Origin of the sequence: Kitasatospora brasiliensis (genome assembly GCF_032654805.1) — a bacterium.
GTDB lineage: Bacteria > Actinomycetota > Actinomycetes > Streptomycetales > Streptomycetaceae > Kitasatospora > Kitasatospora brasiliensis.
The window spans coordinates 329,602-347,635 of record NZ_JAUOOW010000007.1; the positions used below are offsets into that span (position 1 = coordinate 329,602).

6 protein-coding genes are annotated in these 18,034 nt (G+C 74.9%); all 6 read left to right on the forward strand.

The genetic code is table 11. The features are described from left to right. The first annotated feature begins 67 nt into the window (after window positions 1–67). From QWJ13_RS27410 to QWJ13_RS27435, 6 genes are read left to right on the forward strand one after another with little or no spacing between them, the layout of a single operon-like run. Window positions 68–1,126, forward strand: coding sequence for a 3-oxoacyl-ACP synthase III family protein (locus QWJ13_RS27410; protein WP_432277615.1), 1,059 nt, complete (start codon window positions 68–70; stop codon window positions 1,124–1,126). A gap of 8 nt (window positions 1,127–1,134) precedes the next feature. After that, window positions 1,135–3,048: an HAD-IIIC family phosphatase gene (locus QWJ13_RS27415; protein WP_316527785.1), complete on the forward strand. Its 1,914-nt coding sequence runs from the start codon at window positions 1,135–1,137 to the stop codon at window positions 3,046–3,048. Next, window positions 3,045–3,272, forward strand: a complete 228-nt coding sequence (locus QWJ13_RS27420; RefSeq protein WP_316527786.1) for an acyl carrier protein — start codon at window positions 3,045–3,047, stop codon at window positions 3,270–3,272. The genes QWJ13_RS27415 and QWJ13_RS27420 overlap by 4 nt, the downstream gene beginning before the upstream one ends. Continuing rightward, entirely contained in the window at window positions 3,269–4,084 is an 816-nt protein-coding gene (locus QWJ13_RS27425) for a 2-oxo acid dehydrogenase subunit E2 (RefSeq protein ID WP_316527787.1), read from the forward strand. The genes QWJ13_RS27420 and QWJ13_RS27425 overlap by 4 nt, the downstream gene beginning before the upstream one ends. Then, window positions 4,081–5,175, forward strand: a complete 1,095-nt coding sequence (locus QWJ13_RS27430; RefSeq protein WP_316527788.1) for an alpha/beta hydrolase — start codon at window positions 4,081–4,083, stop codon at window positions 5,173–5,175. The genes QWJ13_RS27425 and QWJ13_RS27430 overlap by 4 nt, the downstream gene beginning before the upstream one ends. A gap of 59 nt (window positions 5,176–5,234) precedes the next feature. Next, window positions 5,235–18,014 (forward strand): SDR family NAD(P)-dependent oxidoreductase, encoded by a 12,780-nt coding sequence (locus QWJ13_RS27435; RefSeq protein WP_316527789.1) that lies wholly within the window; start codon window positions 5,235–5,237, stop codon window positions 18,012–18,014. Window positions 18,015–18,034 lie beyond the last annotated feature (20 nt).

Consider the following 18,034-nt stretch of genomic DNA (forward strand, 5'->3'; position numbering starts at 1 on the left):
TAGCGCCGCGTAATGCGGCGGTCCACGAAAGCGTGACGTAAGCAGCACGGTAGCGGCTTTCCGGACCATGGCCGGGCAGAGAGAGGAGCAGGTCGTGGACACACCACACATCCGGATCCTGTCGGTGGGAACCGCTTTGCCCGGACCGCCCGTCGACAATGCCGCACTCGCCCGCCGGTTCGGCATGGACGCCCTGTGGGAGCAGTGGGTGGACGCGTTCATCGGAACGCGCAACCGGCACCTGGCGGTCGACATCGGGACCGGTGAGATCCGGGCGTCGCTGTCCGGTCTGGGCGAGACGGCGGCCCGGCGGGCCCTGGAGAACGCGGGGGTCCGGCCGGACGAGGTGGACCTCGTCGTGATGGCCACGGCCACCCCGGAGCAGCTGATGCCCGCCACGGTCAACGTCATCTGCGACCGGCTGGGCATCGACGACGTGCCCACCTACCAGCTCCAGTCGGGCTGTTCGGGCGCGGTCCAGGCCCTGGACGTGGCCCATCAGATGCTGCAGACCGGTCGGCACCGCACCGCGCTGGTGATCGGTGCGGACGTCCTGGCGCGGTTCTACGACTGCGACGCGGAACTGGCGCAGCTCCCGCCCGAGCAGTTGGTGAACTACGTCCTGTTCGGGGACGGCGCCGGCGCGGCCGTCCTCAGCACGGACCCCGGGGCGGGCCGCTGCGAGCTGGTCTCGGTCCGTACCCGGCTGACCGGGCTGAACCAGGAGGCCGGGGCGACGCTGGAGTGGTTCGGGCCGGTCGACCGGCACTCGGAACGGCCCGCGGCCACCGAGGACTACAAGGCGATCGAGCGGCGCGTGCCGGAGATGTCCGAGGAGACGCTGCACGAGCTGCTGGACGACCTGGACTGGCGTGAGGAGGACGTCACCTACCTGCTGCCGCCGCAGCTCTCCGGCCGGATGACGCGGCGGATCGTGGAGCGGCTGGGGCTCGCGGGCGCCGAGGAGGTCTCCTGCGTCAACACGACGGGCAACAACGCCAACGCCCTGGTCTTCTTCCAGTTGGAGCGGGCGCTGGAGCGGCTCGCGCCCGGTGAGCGGGCGATCGGCATCGCCGTCGAGTCCAGCAAGTGGATCAAGGCCGGCTTCGCACTGGAAGGGGTCTGAGCCTCACCATGACCTCCGTTCCCGTTCCCGTCGCCGGTCCCGGCGCGGCCGCCGAGCCGGCCGACGAGCTGCTCGCCCTGCACCGGGCCGGGCGTCTCGCCGCCGCCTACCCGGGCCTGCCGTCCCTGCTGGCGCGACTGCCAGAGGCGGAGTCCGTACGGGCCGCGCAGCTGCTGTCCCGCGTCGATCCGGACCAGGTGCTGCGCGAGCACCCCGGGCTGCCGTCCCTCACCGTCGCCGTCACCGGCCACGGGACGCTCTCCGCGCTCGTCCCGGCCCTCGCCCTGGAGGGCGCCCGCCACGGCGTCGTCCTGCGCACCGTCGTCTCGGACTTCGACTCCTACGTCTTCGACCTGACGGACCCGGGCAGCGCGCTGCACGCCGCCGCGCCCGACCTGGTGCTGTGCCTGCTCGACCCCATGATCGTCACGGACGAGCTGCCGACGCCCTGGCGCCCGGAGGACGTCGAGGCGGTGCTCGCCGAGAAGACGGCACTGCTGGACGCCCTCACCGCCCGCTTCGCCGGGTCGGGCCGCGGCACCCTGGTACTCAACACCATGCCGCTGCCCCGCGGCCTCGCGTCCCAGCTGATCGACCACCGCTCCCGCGCCCGGCTCGGCGCCGTCTGGCGCGAGGCCAACGCCCGCCTGCTGCGCCTGGCCGAGACCCACCCGGAGCTGGTCGTCCTCGACCTGGACCCGCACGCGGCCGAGGGCGTCGCGGTCACCGATCCGCGGCTGAGCGTCTACGCCAAGGCCCACCTCTCGCCGGGGATCCTCGCCCGCTACGCCCGGGAGGTCGGCCACCTGGCCCGCGTCGTGGCCGGGCGGACGAAGAAGTGCCTGGCCGTGGACCTGGACCAGACGGTGTGGGGCGGTGTGCTCGGCGACGACGGCGCGGACGGCATCGAGGTCGCCGACAGCCCGCGCGGCGAGGCGTTCCGGGCGTTCCAGAAGGTGCTCAAACAGCTCGCCTCCCAGGGGGTGCTGCTGGCCGCGGTGAGCAAGAACGACCTGGCCCCGGTCCGCGAGGTCGTCGCCGACCACCCGGGGATGACGCTGCGGGAGGCGGACTTCGTCCGCTTCGCCGTGAACTGGCGGCCCAAGCACGAGAACCTCAGGGAGCTGGCCGAGGACCTCAACCTGGCCGTCGAGAGCCTCGTGTTCGTCGACGACAGCCCCTACGAGTGCGGTCTCGTGCGCCACGAGCTGCCTGGGGTCAGCGTCGTCCCGCTGGACGAGGAGCCGGCCAGGCACGTCGAGAAGCTGCTGCGGGACGGCTGGTTCGACGTCCGCGAGCTGACCGTCGAGGACCGCGAGCGCCCCGCGCTCTACCGCGTCGAGGCCGAGCGCAAGGACTTCCTGCACAGCTTCGACTCGCTCCAGGACTACCTGCGCGAGCTCGGGGTGCGGGTGCGGATCGGCCCGGTCGAGGACCGGGAGGTGCCGCGGGTGTCCCAACTGACGCTGCGCACCAACCAGTTCAACCTCACCACCCGACGCCGCCAGGCGGCCGAGGTGAAGGACCTGGCCGCGGGCCGGGACACCCGGGTGTTGGCCGTGCACGCGGGCGACCGGTTCGGGGAGAACGGCCTGGTCGGCGCGGTCGTCACCCGCCGCGAGGGCGCCACCGTGCACATCGACGACTTCCTGCTCAGCTGCCGGGTGTTCGCCCGCGGCATCGAGCAGACCGCCCTGGCGGTCGTGCTGCGGCAGGCGCGGGCCGACGGAGCGCGCGAGGTGCTCGCCACCTACCGCCCGAGCGCCAAGAACGCCAAGGTCAGGGACTTCTACCCGCGGAACGGCTTCGTGCCCGTGGCGGACGCCGACAGCGCGCTCGTCTTCCGGCACGACCTGGCGTCCGTCCTCCCCGTCCCCGACCACGTACGGCTGACCGACTCCTGCGAAGGGAACACCCCGTGAGCTCCATCGACTCCTTCATCGCACTGGTCCGGGACGACCTGGGCCTGCCCATCGACGACACCGACGTGGACCGGCCGCTCGACGAGGTCGTCGGCTGGGACTCCGTCCACCTCATCACCCTGCTCACCCTGCTGGAGCGCGGTACGGGCCGCTCGCTGTCGCTGCCCGCCGCCCTGGAGGCGACGACGCTGCGCGGCCTGCACGACGTGGCGGTGTCCGGATGAGGCCGGCCCCCGTCGCCCGGGAGCGGCGGCACACGCTCTACTTCCTCGAAGCGGCGAAGGCGTTCGCGCCGGTCTTCCTCGACACCGAGGTCGACATGGAGCGGGTGTGGCGCCACCGCGCGGCCGCCGCCGCACAGGGCCGCCGCTACTCGGTGGTCAGCTACGTGCTCCACTCCGGAGCGCGGGTCGTCGCCGACCACCCCCAGGCCAACAGCGCGATCGGCGGCCGGCTGCTGCCGAAGACCGTCAGCTACGGCTCCACCAGCGCCAAGCTCGCCCTGGACCGGCGGCTCGGCGGCCGGCGCGTCGTCCTCGCCGCCGTCCTGCCCGACCTCGAACGGGCCGACCTGGACGAGATCCAGCGCCGGGTGGACCACTACCGGGACGGCGACCCCGACCTGATGGCCGAGTTCGCGAGCCTGCGCGCGCTGCACAAGCTGCCGGTGCCGATCGGCCGTGCGCTGTTCCGCAGGGCGACCCGGTCGCTGACGGCCCGGGCGGCCCGCACCGGGACGTTCGCGGTCAGCTCGCTCGGCCACCGCGCCGTGGACGGCTTCCACTCCGTCGGCGGCACCACGATCACCCTCGGCGTCGGACGGGTCGTCGACCGGCCGGTCGTCCGCGACGGCGCCGTGACGGTGGCCCCGGTGATGCGCCTGAACCTGGCCTTCGACCACCGGGTCATCGACGGCGCCGAGGCCGCCGACCTGCTCACCGAGATCAAGGAACGCCTCGAAGGCTTCCCCGACGCACCGGAAGGAGGAGCGGACCGGACCGCCGGTGCCACGGCGGCCGGTTCCACGGGCCGATGAACGACGTCGGAGAACTCAAGCAGTACGTGGGCGCCCACGCCCGCGCGCAGTCCCTGCCGCCGGGCCACTTCGAGGAACTGCTCGGCCGCATCCACACCGACGACGAGGGCGCGGCCGGCTCCTGGGCGCGGGAGTGGTACCGGGTCGGCGAGCGGTTCGAGGAAGCGGGCCGGTACCTGGAGGCCTGCCGCCACTTCAACATGGCCCGCTTCCCCTACGTCGACGGCCCCGCGCGCGGCGCGGCGCTGGAGCGCTGCGTGAACGCCTTCGACCTCTGGCGCCGGGAGACCGGCGGCATCGAACGCCTCGACCTGGACCTTCCCGGCGGCCGGGTGGGCTGCTGGACGAGCGGACTGAGCCGGACCGAGCGGCGGCCCCTGCTGGTGTTCATGGGCGGCATCGTCAGCATCAAGGAGCAGTGGGCCCCGCTCCTCACCCGCCTGGACCGGCTGGGCTTCGCCGGGCTCGTCACCGAGCTGCCCGGCGTCGGCGAGAACACGCTGACCTACGGCGCCGACAGCCGGCACCTGCTGCCCCGGCTCCTGGACGCCGTCGCGGACCGGGCCGACGTGGCCCGGACGTACTGCATCACGCTGAGCTTCAGCGGGCACCTGGCCGTCCGGGCCGCCCTGGAGGACCCGCGTATCCGGGGCATCATGACGGTCGGCGCGCCGGTGCACGACTTCTTCACGGACCGCTCCTGGCAGGCCCGGGTGCCCCGGATCACCGTCGACACCCTCGCCCACCTGACCGGCGTCCCGGCCGCGGACGTCGGCGAGCACATCCGCGACTGGGCCCTGAGTGATCGTCAGCTGTCCGAATTGGCAGTCCCGTTGGCCTACGCGGCGAGCGCGCGGGACGAGATCATCCCGGCGGGGGACCCGCACCGGCTGCGCCGCCACGTCCGGGACCTGCGGATCGTCGAGTACGACGACGTGCACGGGGCCCCGCACCACCTGCCCGAGATGCAGCTGTGGGGCTTCCTGTCGATCCTCCGCATGAAGGGCGGCCACTACCTGCCCCGGACCGTCCTGCGCTCCGCGCACCTCGCCCACCGCACCCGCCGCACGCTGGCCGCACACCGGGCCTGAACGGTTCCGCTCCGCCCCGAACCCCGTCCGACCCGTTTTCCGAGAGGCTGAACACCGCAATGGCGACCGAGGAAGAACTCCGCGAGTATCTCAAGCGTGCCACCGGCAATCTCGCCCGGGCCAAGCAACGCCTGCGCGAGGTCGAGGCCGACCGGCACGAGCCGGTCGCCGTCGTGGCGATGAGCTGCCGCTACCCCGGCGGAGTCGCCTCACCCGAGGACCTCTGGCGCCTGGTCGCCGACGGCACCGACGCCATCGGCGAGTTCCCCACCGACCGCGGCTGGCACCTCGACGAGCTGTACGACCCCGACCCGGACCGGACCGGCACGAGCTACACCCGGCACGGCGGATTCCTCCACGACGCCGCCGACTTCGACCCCGAGTTCTTCGGCCTCAGCCCCCGCGAGGCCCTGGCCACCGACCCCCAGCAGCGCCTCCTCCTGGAGGTGGCCTGGGAGGCCTTCGAACGGGCGGGCATCGTCCCCGAGAGCCTGCACGGCAGCCGGACGGGCGTGTTCGCCGGCGTCATGTACAACGACTACGCATCGCGCCTGACGCCCGCCCCCAAGTCCTTCGAGGGCTACCTCGGCTCCGGCAGCGCGGGCAGTGTGGCCTCCGGCCGGGTGGCCTACGCGCTCGGCCTGGAGGGCCCGGCCGTCACCGTCGACACGGCCTGCTCCTCCTCACTCGTCGCCATCCACCTGGCCATGCAGGCGCTGCGTAACGGCGAGTGCACCCTCGCACTGGCCGGCGGCGTGACCGTGATGGCCACACCCAACACCTTCATCGAGTTCAGCCGCCAGCGCGGCCTGTCCGAGGACGGCCGCTGCAAGGCCTTCTCCGCCGACGCCGACGGCACCGGCTGGAGCGAAGGCGCCGGCCTCGTCCTGCTGGAGAAGCTCTCCGACGCCCGGCGCAACGGCCACCGGGTGCTGGCCGTCATCCGCGGCAGCGCGATCAACCAGGACGGCGCCAGCAGCCAGATGACGGCGCCCAACGGGCCCGCGCAGCAGCGGCTGGTCCGGCAGGCGCTGGCGAGCGCCCGGCTGGAGCCCGCCGACGTGGACGCCGTCGAAGCCCACGGCACCGGCACCAAGCTCGGCGACCCCATCGAAGCCCAAGCCCTGCTCGCCACCTACGGCCGGAACCGACCCGCCGACCAGCCCCTGCGCCTCGGCTCGCTGAAGTCCAACATCGGCCACACCCAGGCCGCCGCGGGCGTCGCCAGCGTCATCAAGATGGTCATGGCCATGCGCCACGGCACCCTCCCGCGCACCCTCCACGCCGACCGACCCAGCCCCCACGTAGACTGGACGACCGGCCACGTCGCCCTGCTCACCGAGCCCCTCCCCTGGACCACCCCCGAGGACCGACCCCGCCGCGCCGCCGTCTCCTCCTTCGGCATCAGCGGCACCAACGCCCACCTCATCCTCGAACAGGCCGAGGAGCAGGCGGAGGACACCGAGCAGGCCGACGCCGAACCGACCCCCGCGGGCGTCGTCCCCTGGATCCTCTCCGGACGCAGCGAAGCGGCCCTGCGCGCCCAGGCGACGCGGCTGCACGAGCGGCTGACGGAGCTGCCGGAGGTCTCCGCCGCGGAGGCCGGCCGCGCCCTGGTGGAGACGCGCACCCGGTTCCCGCACCGCGCCGCAGTGCTGGGGGCCGACCGCGCGGCGCTGCTGGACGGGCTGGCGGCCCTGGCGGCGGGCTCCGGCGCGATCCAGGGCATCGCGTCCGCCCCGGGAAGGCTGGCCTTCCTCTTCGCCGGCCAGGGCAGCCAACGGCCTGGCATGGGCCGCGAGTTGTCCGCCGCGTTCCCCGTGTTCGCCGCCGCCTTCGACGAGGCGTGCGCCGCGTTCGACGCCCTGGGGGTGCCGCTGCGCGAGGCGATGGCGGACGAGACGGTCCACCGTACGGAGTTCGCCCAGCCGGCCCTGTTCGCGATCGAGCTGGCGCTGTTCCGGCTGTGGGAGTCCTGGGGAGTGCGGCCGGACGTCGTGGCCGGGCACTCGGTCGGTGAGCTGACGGCGGCCCACGTGGCCGGTGTGCTCTCCCTCGGGGACGCCGCGCGGCTGGTGGCGGAGCGGGGCCGGCTGATGCAGGCACTGCCCTCCGGCGGCGCGATGCTCGCGGTCCGGGCGCCGGAGGAGCGGGTGCTGCCGCTGCTGGCCGGGCTGGAGGGCTCGGTCGCGCCGGCGGCGGTGAACGGTCCGGAGTCGACGGTGGTCTCCGGTGACGCCGACGCGGTGGCCGAGATCGCCGCGCGCCTCGACGAACTGGGCGTCCGCACCCGCTATCTGATGGTCAGTCATGCCTTCCACTCGCCGCACATGGACGCGATGCTGGAGGACTTCCGGGCCGTCGCCCGGAGTCTCGACTTCCACGCTCCGCGGATCGAACTCGTCTCCACCCTGACCGGGCGCGCCGCGACGGCCGAGGAGCTGGCCTCCCCCGACCACTGGGCCGCCCATGCCCGGGAGGCGGTGCGCTTCCACGCCGCCATGCAGACGCTCCAGGCCGACGGGGTCACCGCCTGCGTCGAACTCGGCCCGGACGCGACCCTCACCACGCTGGTCGGGACGGACCCCGGGAGCACGCTCGCCTGCGCCGCGTCGCTGCGCAAGGGCCTCGCCGAACCGCAGGCCGCGCTGACCGCGCTCGCGCAGCTGCACGTACAGGGCGCCGTGGCCGTGGAGTGGCAGGCGGTGTTCGGCCCCGGCCGCGCCGCCGTGGACCTCCCGACGTACGCCTTCCAGCGGGAGCGGCACTGGCTGGAGACACCGGCCGGACGGGGCGACCTGGGCGCGGTGGGCCTGGCGGAGGCCGAACACCCGCTGCTGGGCGCGGCGGTGGAACTCGCCGACGGCCAGGGGCACGTGTTCACCGGCCGGCTGTCCCTGACGGCCTTCCCCTGGCTCGCCGACCACGCGGTGCTGGGCACGCCCCTGCTGCCCGGCACCGCGATGGTGGAGCTGGCGCTCCTGGCAGGACTACGGCTCGGCCTGCCCGTGGTCGAGGACCTGACGCTGGAGGCCCCGCTGCGGCTCGACGGCGCCGACGTGGACGTCCAGCTGGTCGTCGGCGCCCAGGACGCCGCCGGGAAGCGGCCCGTACGGCTGTACTCCCGGACGGACGAGGGCGCCGAGTGGCTCCGGCACGCCGTCGGCACCCTGGCCCCCGCCCCGCTGGACACCGTCACGGACGCCTCGGGCTCCACCGCCCCCTGGCCGCCCGCCGGATCGACGGCGATCGACACCGACGGCCTCTACCAGCGCCTCGCCGGGCACGGCTACGAGTACGGCCCGGCGTTCCAGTGCCTGCGCGCGGCCTGGCGGCACGGCGAGGACCTCTACGCCGAGGTGCGGCTCCCGCAGCGCGCGACGGGCACTGGCCCGGGCGACGACGACCCGCTGTTCACCGTCCACCCCGCCCTGCTGGACGCGGCGTTGCACCTGCTGGCCCTGGAGGCGCTGCCGGAGCAGGGCGAGCACGCGGACCTCCGGCTGCCCTTCGCCTGGGGCGATGTGCGGCTGTTCGCCGCGGGGGCCGAGGAGCTGCGCGTACGGCTGTGGCACACCACGCCCGACACCGTGGCGCTCGCGGTCGCCGACGGGGCCGGGGCCCCGCTGCTGTCCGTCGGGTCCCTGGCGGTGCGGCCCGTGGAAGCGGGCCGGCTCGCCGCCGCCCCGACCACCCGCGACGGCCTCTACGGCATCGACTGGACGCCCCTGCCCGTTCCCGCCGGGACGTCCGCCGCCGCGCCGGCGGTCCTCGGTGCCGACCCGGCCGGCCCGGCCGGGCCCGGCCGCTACCCGAGCCTGGCCGACCTCCCCGCCGACGCCCCGGCCGTGGTGGCGCAGTTCACCGGGACGCCCGGAGCGGACGTCCCCGCGACGGTGCACCGAGCCACCGCCGAGGTGCTGGAGACCGTCCGGGAGTGGCTGGCCGACGAGCGCTCCGCCACCGCCCGCCTGGCCGTCGTGACCTGCGGCGCGGTGGCGGCCGGCCCGGACGACCAGGTACGGGACCCGGCCGCGGCCGCCCTGTGGGGCCTACTGCGCTCGGCCCAGACCGAGCACCCGGGACGGCTGCAGATCGTCGACGTCGACCGCACCGAGGCGTCCCGGACGGCGCTGGCGGCGGCACTGGCCTCGGGGGAGCCGCAGTTCGCCCTGCGCGACGGCACCGCCTCCGTCCCCCGCCTCGTACGGATCGACGGACGGACGGCGGGGCTGGCGCTGCCCGCCGGTGCCGACGACTGGCGGCTGGACGTCACCGCCAAGGGCACGCTGGAGAACCTGGCGCTCGTGCCGTCCTCCCGGGAGCCGCTCGGCCCGGGGCAGGTGCGGATCGCGGTGCGGGCGGCCGGGGTGAACTTCCGCGACGTGCTGATCGCCCTGGGCATGTACCCGGGCGAGGAGGCGCTGATCGGCGGCGAGGCGGCCGGCGTGGTGACCGAGGTCGCCCCCGACGTCACCCGCTTCGCCCCCGGCGACCGGGTGTTCGGGCTGTTCCCCGGCAGCGCCGGGACGTTCGCGGTCACCGACGAGCGGATGGCCGCGCCGATACCCGAGAACCTGACCTTCGCCCAGGCCGCCGTACTTCCGGTCGTCTTCCTGACGGCGTACTACGGGCTACGGGACCTCGCCGACATCCAGCCCGGCCAACGCCTGCTCGTCCACACCGCCACCGGCGGCGTCGGCATGGCCGCCGTCCAACTCGCCCACCACTGGGGCATCGACGTCTACACCACCGCCAGCCCCGCCAAATGGCCCACCCTCCACGCCATGGGCATCACCCAGGACCACATCGCCTCCTCCCGCACCCTCGACTTCGAACAACACTTCCTCCACACCACCGACGGCCACGGCATGGACGTCATCCTCAACTCCCTCGCCGGAGACTTCACCGACGCCTCCCTACGCCTCCTCCCCCACGGCGGCCACTTCCTCGAAATGGGCAAAACCGACCCCCGCGACCCCCACACCATCACCACCACCCACCCCGGCACCACCTACACCCCCTTCGACCTCCAAGCCGACGCCACCCCCGACCGCATCCAAGAAATCCTCACCGAACTCCTCACCCTCTTCACCCAAGGCCACCTCCACCCCCTCCCCCTCACCACCTGGGACATCCGCCAAGCCCCCCAAGCCCTCCGCCACCTCCAACAAGCCCGCCACACCGGCAAAATCGCCCTCACCCTCCCCACCCCCCTCAACCCCGACGGCACCATCCTCATCACCGGCGGCACCGGCACCCTCGCCACCCTCACCGCCCGCCACCTCATCACCCACCACGGCGCCCGCCACCTCCACCTCGCCAGCCGCCAAGGCCCCAACACCCCCGGCGCCGCCGAACTCACAGCCGAACTCACCACCCTCGGCGCCCACACCACCATCACCGCCACCGACACCACCGACCCCCACGCCCTGGCAGCACTCCTCACCACCATCCCCGACCAACACCCCCTCACCGCCGTCATCCACACCGCCGGCACCCTCGACGACGCGATCATCGAGAACCTCACGCCCGAACGCCTGCGGCAGGTCCTGCTGCCCAAGGTGGACGCGGCCTGGAACCTGCACGAGCTGACCCGCACGGCAGACCTCTCCGCGTTCGTGCTCTACTCCTCGATCGCCGGCACCCTCGGCAACGCCGGACAGGCCAACTACGCGGCGGGCAACGCCTTCCTCGACGCCCTCGCCCAGCACCGCCACGCCCAGGGGCTGCCCGGCGCCTCCCTCGCCTGGGGCCTGTGGGACCGGGCGAGCGGCATGACCGGCACCCTGGACGAGGGCGACCGCACCCGGATCGGCCGCACCGGCGTCGCCCCGATGGCACCGGAGGAGGCCCTGGAGCTGCTGGACGCGGCGCTCGCCTCGGGGCGGGCCCTGACGGTCCCGGCGCACCTGGACCCGGCCGCGCTGCGCCGCCAGGCCGACGAGGGCACCCTGCCGGCCCTGCTGGGCTCCCTGGTCCGACCGGGGCTGCCCCGCGCCGCCGCCCGCCGTACCGGCGCCGACGAGCGCTCGCCGCTCGCCGGGCTCACCGGGCTCACCGCCGCCGAGCGGGAGCGGGCCGTGCTGGACCTGGTGCGTGCGCAGGCCGCCGTCGTGCTCGGGCACCCCGCGCCCGAATCCATCGACGTCGACCGCCCGTTCAGCGAGATCGGCTTCGACTCGCTGACCTCGGTCGAGCTGCGGAACCGGATGGGCGCGGCGACGGGCCTGCGCCTGTCGGCCACCCTGGCCTTCGACCACCCCACCCCCGTCGCGCTGGCCGCCCACGTGCTGGAACTGCTCGGCGGCCGTACCGAACCGGCCACCGCCACCCCCGTCGCACCGGTGGCGGCCGGGGCGGCGGACGAACCGGTCGCCATCGTCGCGATGAGCTGCCGCTACCCGGGGGACGTCCGCACCCCCGAGGACCTGTGGCGGCTGGTGGCCGACGGCACCGACGCCATCGGGGAGTTCCCCGCCGACCGCGGCTGGGACGTCAAGGGCCTCTACCACCCCGAGATCGGCACACCGGGCCGGACCTACACCCGGCACGGCGGGTTCCTCCACGAGGCGCCCCTGTTCGACGCCGAGTTCTTCGGCATCAGCCCGCGCGAGGCCACCGCGATGGACCCGCAGCAGCGGCTGCTGCTGGAGACCGCCTGGGAGGCGTTCGAGCGCGCCGGCATCGACCCGGCGACGCTGCGCGGCAGCGACACCGGAGTGTTCGCGGGGACCAGCTCGCAGGACTACACGGCGCTGCTGGACGCCGCGCCCGAGGAGGCCGACGGCTACCGGCTGACCGGCAGCTCGGCGAGCATCATCTCCGGCCGCGTCGCCTACACCTTCGGGCTGGAGGGCCCGGCGGTCAGCATCGACACCGCCTGCTCGTCGTCGCTGGTGGCCATCCACCTCGCGGCGCAGGCGCTGCGCCGGGGCGAGTGCTCGCTCGCGCTGGCCGGCGGCGCGTCCGTCCTGGCCACACCGACGCTCTTCGTCGAGTTCAGCCGCCAGCGCGGGCTGTCCCCCGACGGCCGCTGCAAGGCCTTCTCCGCCGACGCGGACGGCACCAGCTGGGGCGAGGGCGTGGGCCTGGTCCTGCTGGAGCGGCTCTCCGACGCGCTCCGCAACGGCCGCCGGGTCCTGGGCGTGATCCGCGGCAGCGCGGTCAACCAGGACGGCGCCAGCAACGGGCTGACCGCACCCAACGGCCCGTCCCAGGAACGGGTGATCCGCCAGGCGCTCGCCGACGCCCGCCTCACCCCCGCCGACGTGGACGCCGTCGAGGCGCACGGCACCGGCACCACCCTGGGCGACCCCATCGAGGCCCAGGCCATCCTCGCCACCTACGGGCGGGAGCGCGACCGGGAACTGCCGGTGCACCTGGGGTCGGTGAAGTCCAACATCGGCCACACCCAGGCCGCCGCCGGTGTCGCGGGCGTCATCAAGATGGTGCTGGCCATGCACCACGGCGTCCTGCCGCCGACCCTGCACGCCGACGAGCCCACCCCGCACGCCGACTGGAGCACCGGCACCGTCCGCCTGGTCACCGGGACCACGCCCTGGCCCGCCACCGGCCGGCCCCGCCGCGCCGCCGTCTCCTCGTTCGGCATGAGCGGCACCAACGCCCACCTGGTGCTGGAGGCGGCCCCGGAGCCGGCCGCCGCGGCCGCCCCGGCCGAGCCGGACTCCGGTGCCGCGGTGGTGCCGTGGCTGCTGAGCGGGCGTTCCGCCGGGGCGCTGCGGGAGCAGGCACGGCGGTTGCTGGCCTGGGCCGACGCGGCCCCGGAGGCCGGGGTCCGGGACATCGCCCACGCCCTGGCCACGACCCGCGCCGCCTTCGAGCACCGCGCGGTGCTCGTCGGGGCGGACCGGGCGGAGCTGCGCACCGCCCTCGACGCCCTCGCCCAGGGCTCGCCCGCGCCGCAGCTCACCGAGGGCACGGCCGGGACCGGCCACCAGACGGTCTTCGTCTTCCCCGGCCAGGGCTCCCAATGGGAGGGAATGGCCCTGGAGTTGCTGGAGACCTCGGAGGTCTTCCGGGAGCGGATGCGCGAGTGCGCCGAGGCGCTCGCCCCGCACACCGGCTGGGACCTCTTCGACCTCCTGCACGGCAGGCCGGGCGCGCCCGCCATGGACACCGCCGACACCATCCAGCCCGCCCTGTTCGCGGTGATGGTCTCGCTGGCGGCCCTGTGGCGCTCGTACGGCGTCGAACCGGCCGCGGTCATCGGCCACTCCCAGGGCGAGATCGCCGCGGCGTGCGTCGCGGGCGCGCTCTCCCTCGACGACGCGGCCCTGGTGGTCGCCCTGCGCAGCCGGGCGCTCGACGCCCTGCGCGGCCGCGGCGGCATGCTGTCGGTACCCCTGCCGCACCGCGAGGTGGCGGACCTGCTCGGGCGCTGGGAGGACCGGCTGTCCGTCGCGGCCGTCAACGGCCCGCGCTCGACGGTCGTCTCCGGTGACACCGGGGCCCTGGCGGAGCTGCACGCCCGCTGCGCCGCCGAGGGCGTGCGCAGCAAGGTGATCCCCGTCGACTACGCCTCGCACTGCGCCCACGTCGAGGCCGTCCGGGAGCGGCTGGCCGAGGTGTTGGCCCCGGTCTCGCCGCGCTCCGCCGAGGTCCCCTTCTACTCCACCGTCACCGGCGGCCTGGTGGACACCGCGACGCTGGACGCCGGGTACTGGTACCGCAACCTCCGCCGGACCGTCCGGTTCAAGGAGACCGTCGGCGTCCTCGTGGCGGCCGGGCACCGCACCTTCGTCGAGGTCAGCCCCCACCCGGTGCTGACCACGAGCCTCCAGGAGACGCTGGAGGAGCTGGACCTCCCGCAGGGCGCCACGGTCGTCGGCACCCTGCGCCGCGGCGAGGGCGGCCAGGCCCGGATGCTCACCGCGCTGGCCGCGGCCCACACCCGGGGCCTGGCCGTGGACTGGTCCCCGGCCCTGCCGGACGCCCCGCGCGGCGGCGTGGACCTGCCGACCTACGCCTTCCAGCGGAGCCGCCACTGGCTGGAGCCGGCCCCGTCACAGGCGGACGCCGCACAGCTGGGGCTGCGGCCGACCGGCCACCCGCTGCTGGGCGCCGCTCTGCCGCTGGCCGGCGGCGAGAGCCTCGTCGTCACCGGCAGCCTGTCCCGGCGGACCCGGCCCTGGCTGGCCGACCACGCGGTGCTGGGCACGACCCTGCTGCCGGGTAGCGCCTTCGTGGAGCTGGCCCTGCACGCCGCCGGCGAGACGGGCCACACCCGCGTCGAGGAACTGGCCGTGCTGGCACCGCTGCTGCTGCCGGAGGAGGCGGTGCACCTCCAGGTGACCGTCGACCCGCCGGACGAGAGGGGGCTGCGGCCCTTCCACATCCACTCCCGGCCCGGCGACGCCGAGCCGGACCTCCCCTGGACCAGGAACGCCACCGGCACCCTGGGCGCGGCGGCCCGGCCCGCCCGGGAGCACGAGCACGCCCTCACCGCCTGGCCGCCCGCCGGGGCGACCCCGGTGGACCTCGGCGGGCACTACGACGGCCTGGCCGCCCTGGGGTACGAGTACGGCCCGGCGTTCCAGTGCCTGCGCGCGGCCTGGCGGCACGGCGAGGACCTGTACGCCGAGGTCCGCCTGGCGCAGAAGCAGTCGGCGGAGGCGGGCTCCTTCGGCCTGCACCCGGCGCTGCTGGACGCCGCCCTGCACGCCCTCGCCCTGGACGGCTCCCGCACCGGGGAGGGCGCCGTACGGCTCCCGTTCGCCTGGAGCGGCGTGCAGTTGCACGCCCACGGCGCCGAGACGCTGCGGGTCCGGCTCTCGCCGGCGGGCGCCGACGCGGTGGCGCTGACCGTGGCCGACGCCGCCGGGCAGCCGGTGGCCTCGGTGGAGTCGCTGGTCCTGCGGCCGCTCTCGCCCGGGCAGTTGTCGCCGGACGCGCGGTCCGACGCGATGTTCGTCGTCGAATGGACGGCCGTGCCGGAGCCGGACCGGGACGACGCGCCGTGGGCCGTGCTCGGTTCGCCCGCCCTGGCCGCGGCCCTGGACGCCGCGCCGTACCCCGACCTGCGCTCGCTGGACGGCGAGGTGCCCCCGGTGGTGGCCGTCGAGTGCCGCACGGAGTCCTGGGACGACCTCGCCGGGGCGGCCCGGGAGGCGACGCTGCGCGTCCTGGACCTGGTCCGGACGTGGCTGGCCGACGAGCGGTTCGCCTCGTCACGGCTGGTCGTCCTCACCCGGGGCGCGGTGGCCGCCGGGGAGGGCGACCTGGTCGCCGACCCGGCGCACGCCGCGGTCTGGGGTCTGCTGCGGACGGCGCAAACCGAGAATCCGGGGCGCTTCCTGCTCGTCGACCTCGACGGCCGGGACGGCTCGTACCGGAAGGTCCGGGCGGCGGCGGCCACCGGCGAACCCCAACTCGCCGTCCGTGACGGCGCGTTGCGTGCCGCCCGGCTGGTGCGCCCGAGGCCGGCCGGCGCCCTGGCGCTGCCGGCGGAGCCCTGGCGGCTGCGGAGCGCGGGGAAGGGCACGCTGGACGGCCTCGCCGCGACGGCCTGCCCCCGGGAGCCGCTCGGCCCGGGGCAGGTGCGGATCGCGGTGCGGGCGGCCGGGGTGAACTTCCGCGACGTGCTGATCGCCCTGGGCATGTACCCGGGCGAGGAGGCGCTGATCGGCGGCGAGGCGGCCGGCGTGGTGACCGAGGTCGCCCCCGACGTCACCCGCTTCGCCCCCGGCGACCGGGTGTTCGGACTGTTCCCCGGGGCCATCGCGACCTTCGCCGACACCGACCACCGCATGGTGGCCCGGGTGCCCGAGGGGTGGACGTTCGCCGAGGCGGCCGTGGTGCCCGTGGTGTTCCTGACGGCGTACTACGGGCTGCGGGACCTCGCCGACATCCAGCCCGGCCAACGCCTGCTCGTCCACACCGCCACCGGCGGCGTCGGCATGGCCGCCGTCCAACTCGCCCACCACTGGGGCATCGACGTCTACACCACCGCCAGCCCCGCCAAATGGCCCACCCTCCACGCCATGGGCATCACCCAGGACCACATCGCCTCCTCCCGCACCCTCGACTTCGAACAACACTTCCTCCACACCACCGACGGCCACGGCATGGACGTCATCCTCAACTCCCTCGCCGGAGACTTCACCGACGCCTCCCTACGCCTCCTCCCCCACGGCGGCCACTTCCTCGAAATGGGCAAAACCGACCCCCGCGACCCCCACACCATCACCACCACCCACCCCGGCACCACCTACACCCCCTTCGACCTCCAAGCCGACGCCACCCCCGACCGCATCCAAGAAATCCTCACCGAACTCCTCACCCTCTTCACCCAAGGCCACCTCCACCCCCTCCCCCTCACCACCTGGGACATCCGCCAAGCCCCCCAAGCCCTCCGCCACCTCCAACAAGCCCGCCACACCGGCAAAATCGCCCTCACCCTCCCCACCCCCCTCAACCCCGACGGCACCATCCTCATCACCGGCGGCACCGGCACCCTCGCCACCCTCACCGCCCGCCACCTCATCACCCACCACGGCGCCCGCCACCTCCACCTCGCCAGCCGCCAAGGCCCCAACACCCCCGGCGCCGCCGAACTCACAGCCGAACTCACCACCCTCGGCGCCCACACCACCATCACCGCCACCGACACCACCGACCCTCACGCCCTGGCAGCACTCCTCACCACCATCCCCGACCAACACCCCCTCACCGCCGTCATCCACACCGCCGGCACCCTCGACGACGCCGTCGTCACCGACCTGACCGAGGCCCAGGTGGACCGGGTCTTCGGCCCGAAGGTGGACGGGGCCGCGGTCCTGGACGAGCTGACCCGCACGGCAGACCTCTCCGCGTTCGTGCTCTACTCCTCGGCCGCCGCCACGGTCGGCGCTCCCGGCCAGGGCAACTACGCCGCGGCGAACGCCTTCCTCGACGCCCTCGCCCAGCGGCGGCGCCGCGCGGGCCTGCCCGCCGTGTCGATGGCCTGGGGCCTGTGGGAGCAGCGCTCCGGGATGACCGCCCACCTGGACGGCGCCGACCTGGGCCGGATGGCGCGCGGCGGCCTGGTCCCGCTCACCGCGCAGGACGGCCTCGCCCTGTTCGACCGGGCCCTGTCCGGCGCCGAGCCGGTCGTCGTGCCCGCCCGGCTCGACCTGGCCGTCCTCCGGGAGCGGGCCGAGTCGGGCACCCTGCCGGCGGTGCTGGAGAGCGTCCTGCGGGCCCCGGTGCGCCGGGTGGCCGCGGCGGAGGGTGCGGTGCGGCCCGACTCCTGGGAGCGCCGGCTGCTCGCCCTGCCGCCGGGCGAGCGGGAGGGCGCGCTGCTCGACCTGGTGCGCGGTCAGGCGGCCGCGGTGCTCGGGCACGCGACGCCGGACACCGTGGCCGCCACGCGCCTCTTCAAGGAGAGCGGTTTCGACTCGCTGACCGCCGTCGAGTTCCGCAACCGGCTGGTCGCCGCGACCGGGCTGCGGCTGCCCGCGACCCTCGTCTTCGACCACCCCACGCCCGAGGCGCTGGCCCGTCACCTGCGGGAGGTGCTGCTCCCCGGCGAGCCCGCCGCCGGAGCCGCCGCTCTCGCCGAACTGGACGGTGTGGAAGCCGTGTTGAGCGGCTGCGCCGAGGCGGACGAGTCCGTCCGGCAGGAGCTCGTCCGACGGCTGGAGGACCTGGTCGCCGCCTGGGGCCGGCCCCGCCGACCGCAGGGGGAGCAGGCCGCCGCCCGGCCGGCCGCCGCCCGGCCGGCCGACTCCCGACCGACCGACTCCCGACCGACCGACGCCCGGCGGATCGCCGAGGCCTCGCCCGAGGAGATCTTCGCCCTGATCGACAACGGCCTCGGCCGGGCGGCGGGCCGCTGATGTCCCACCGACCGACCGAC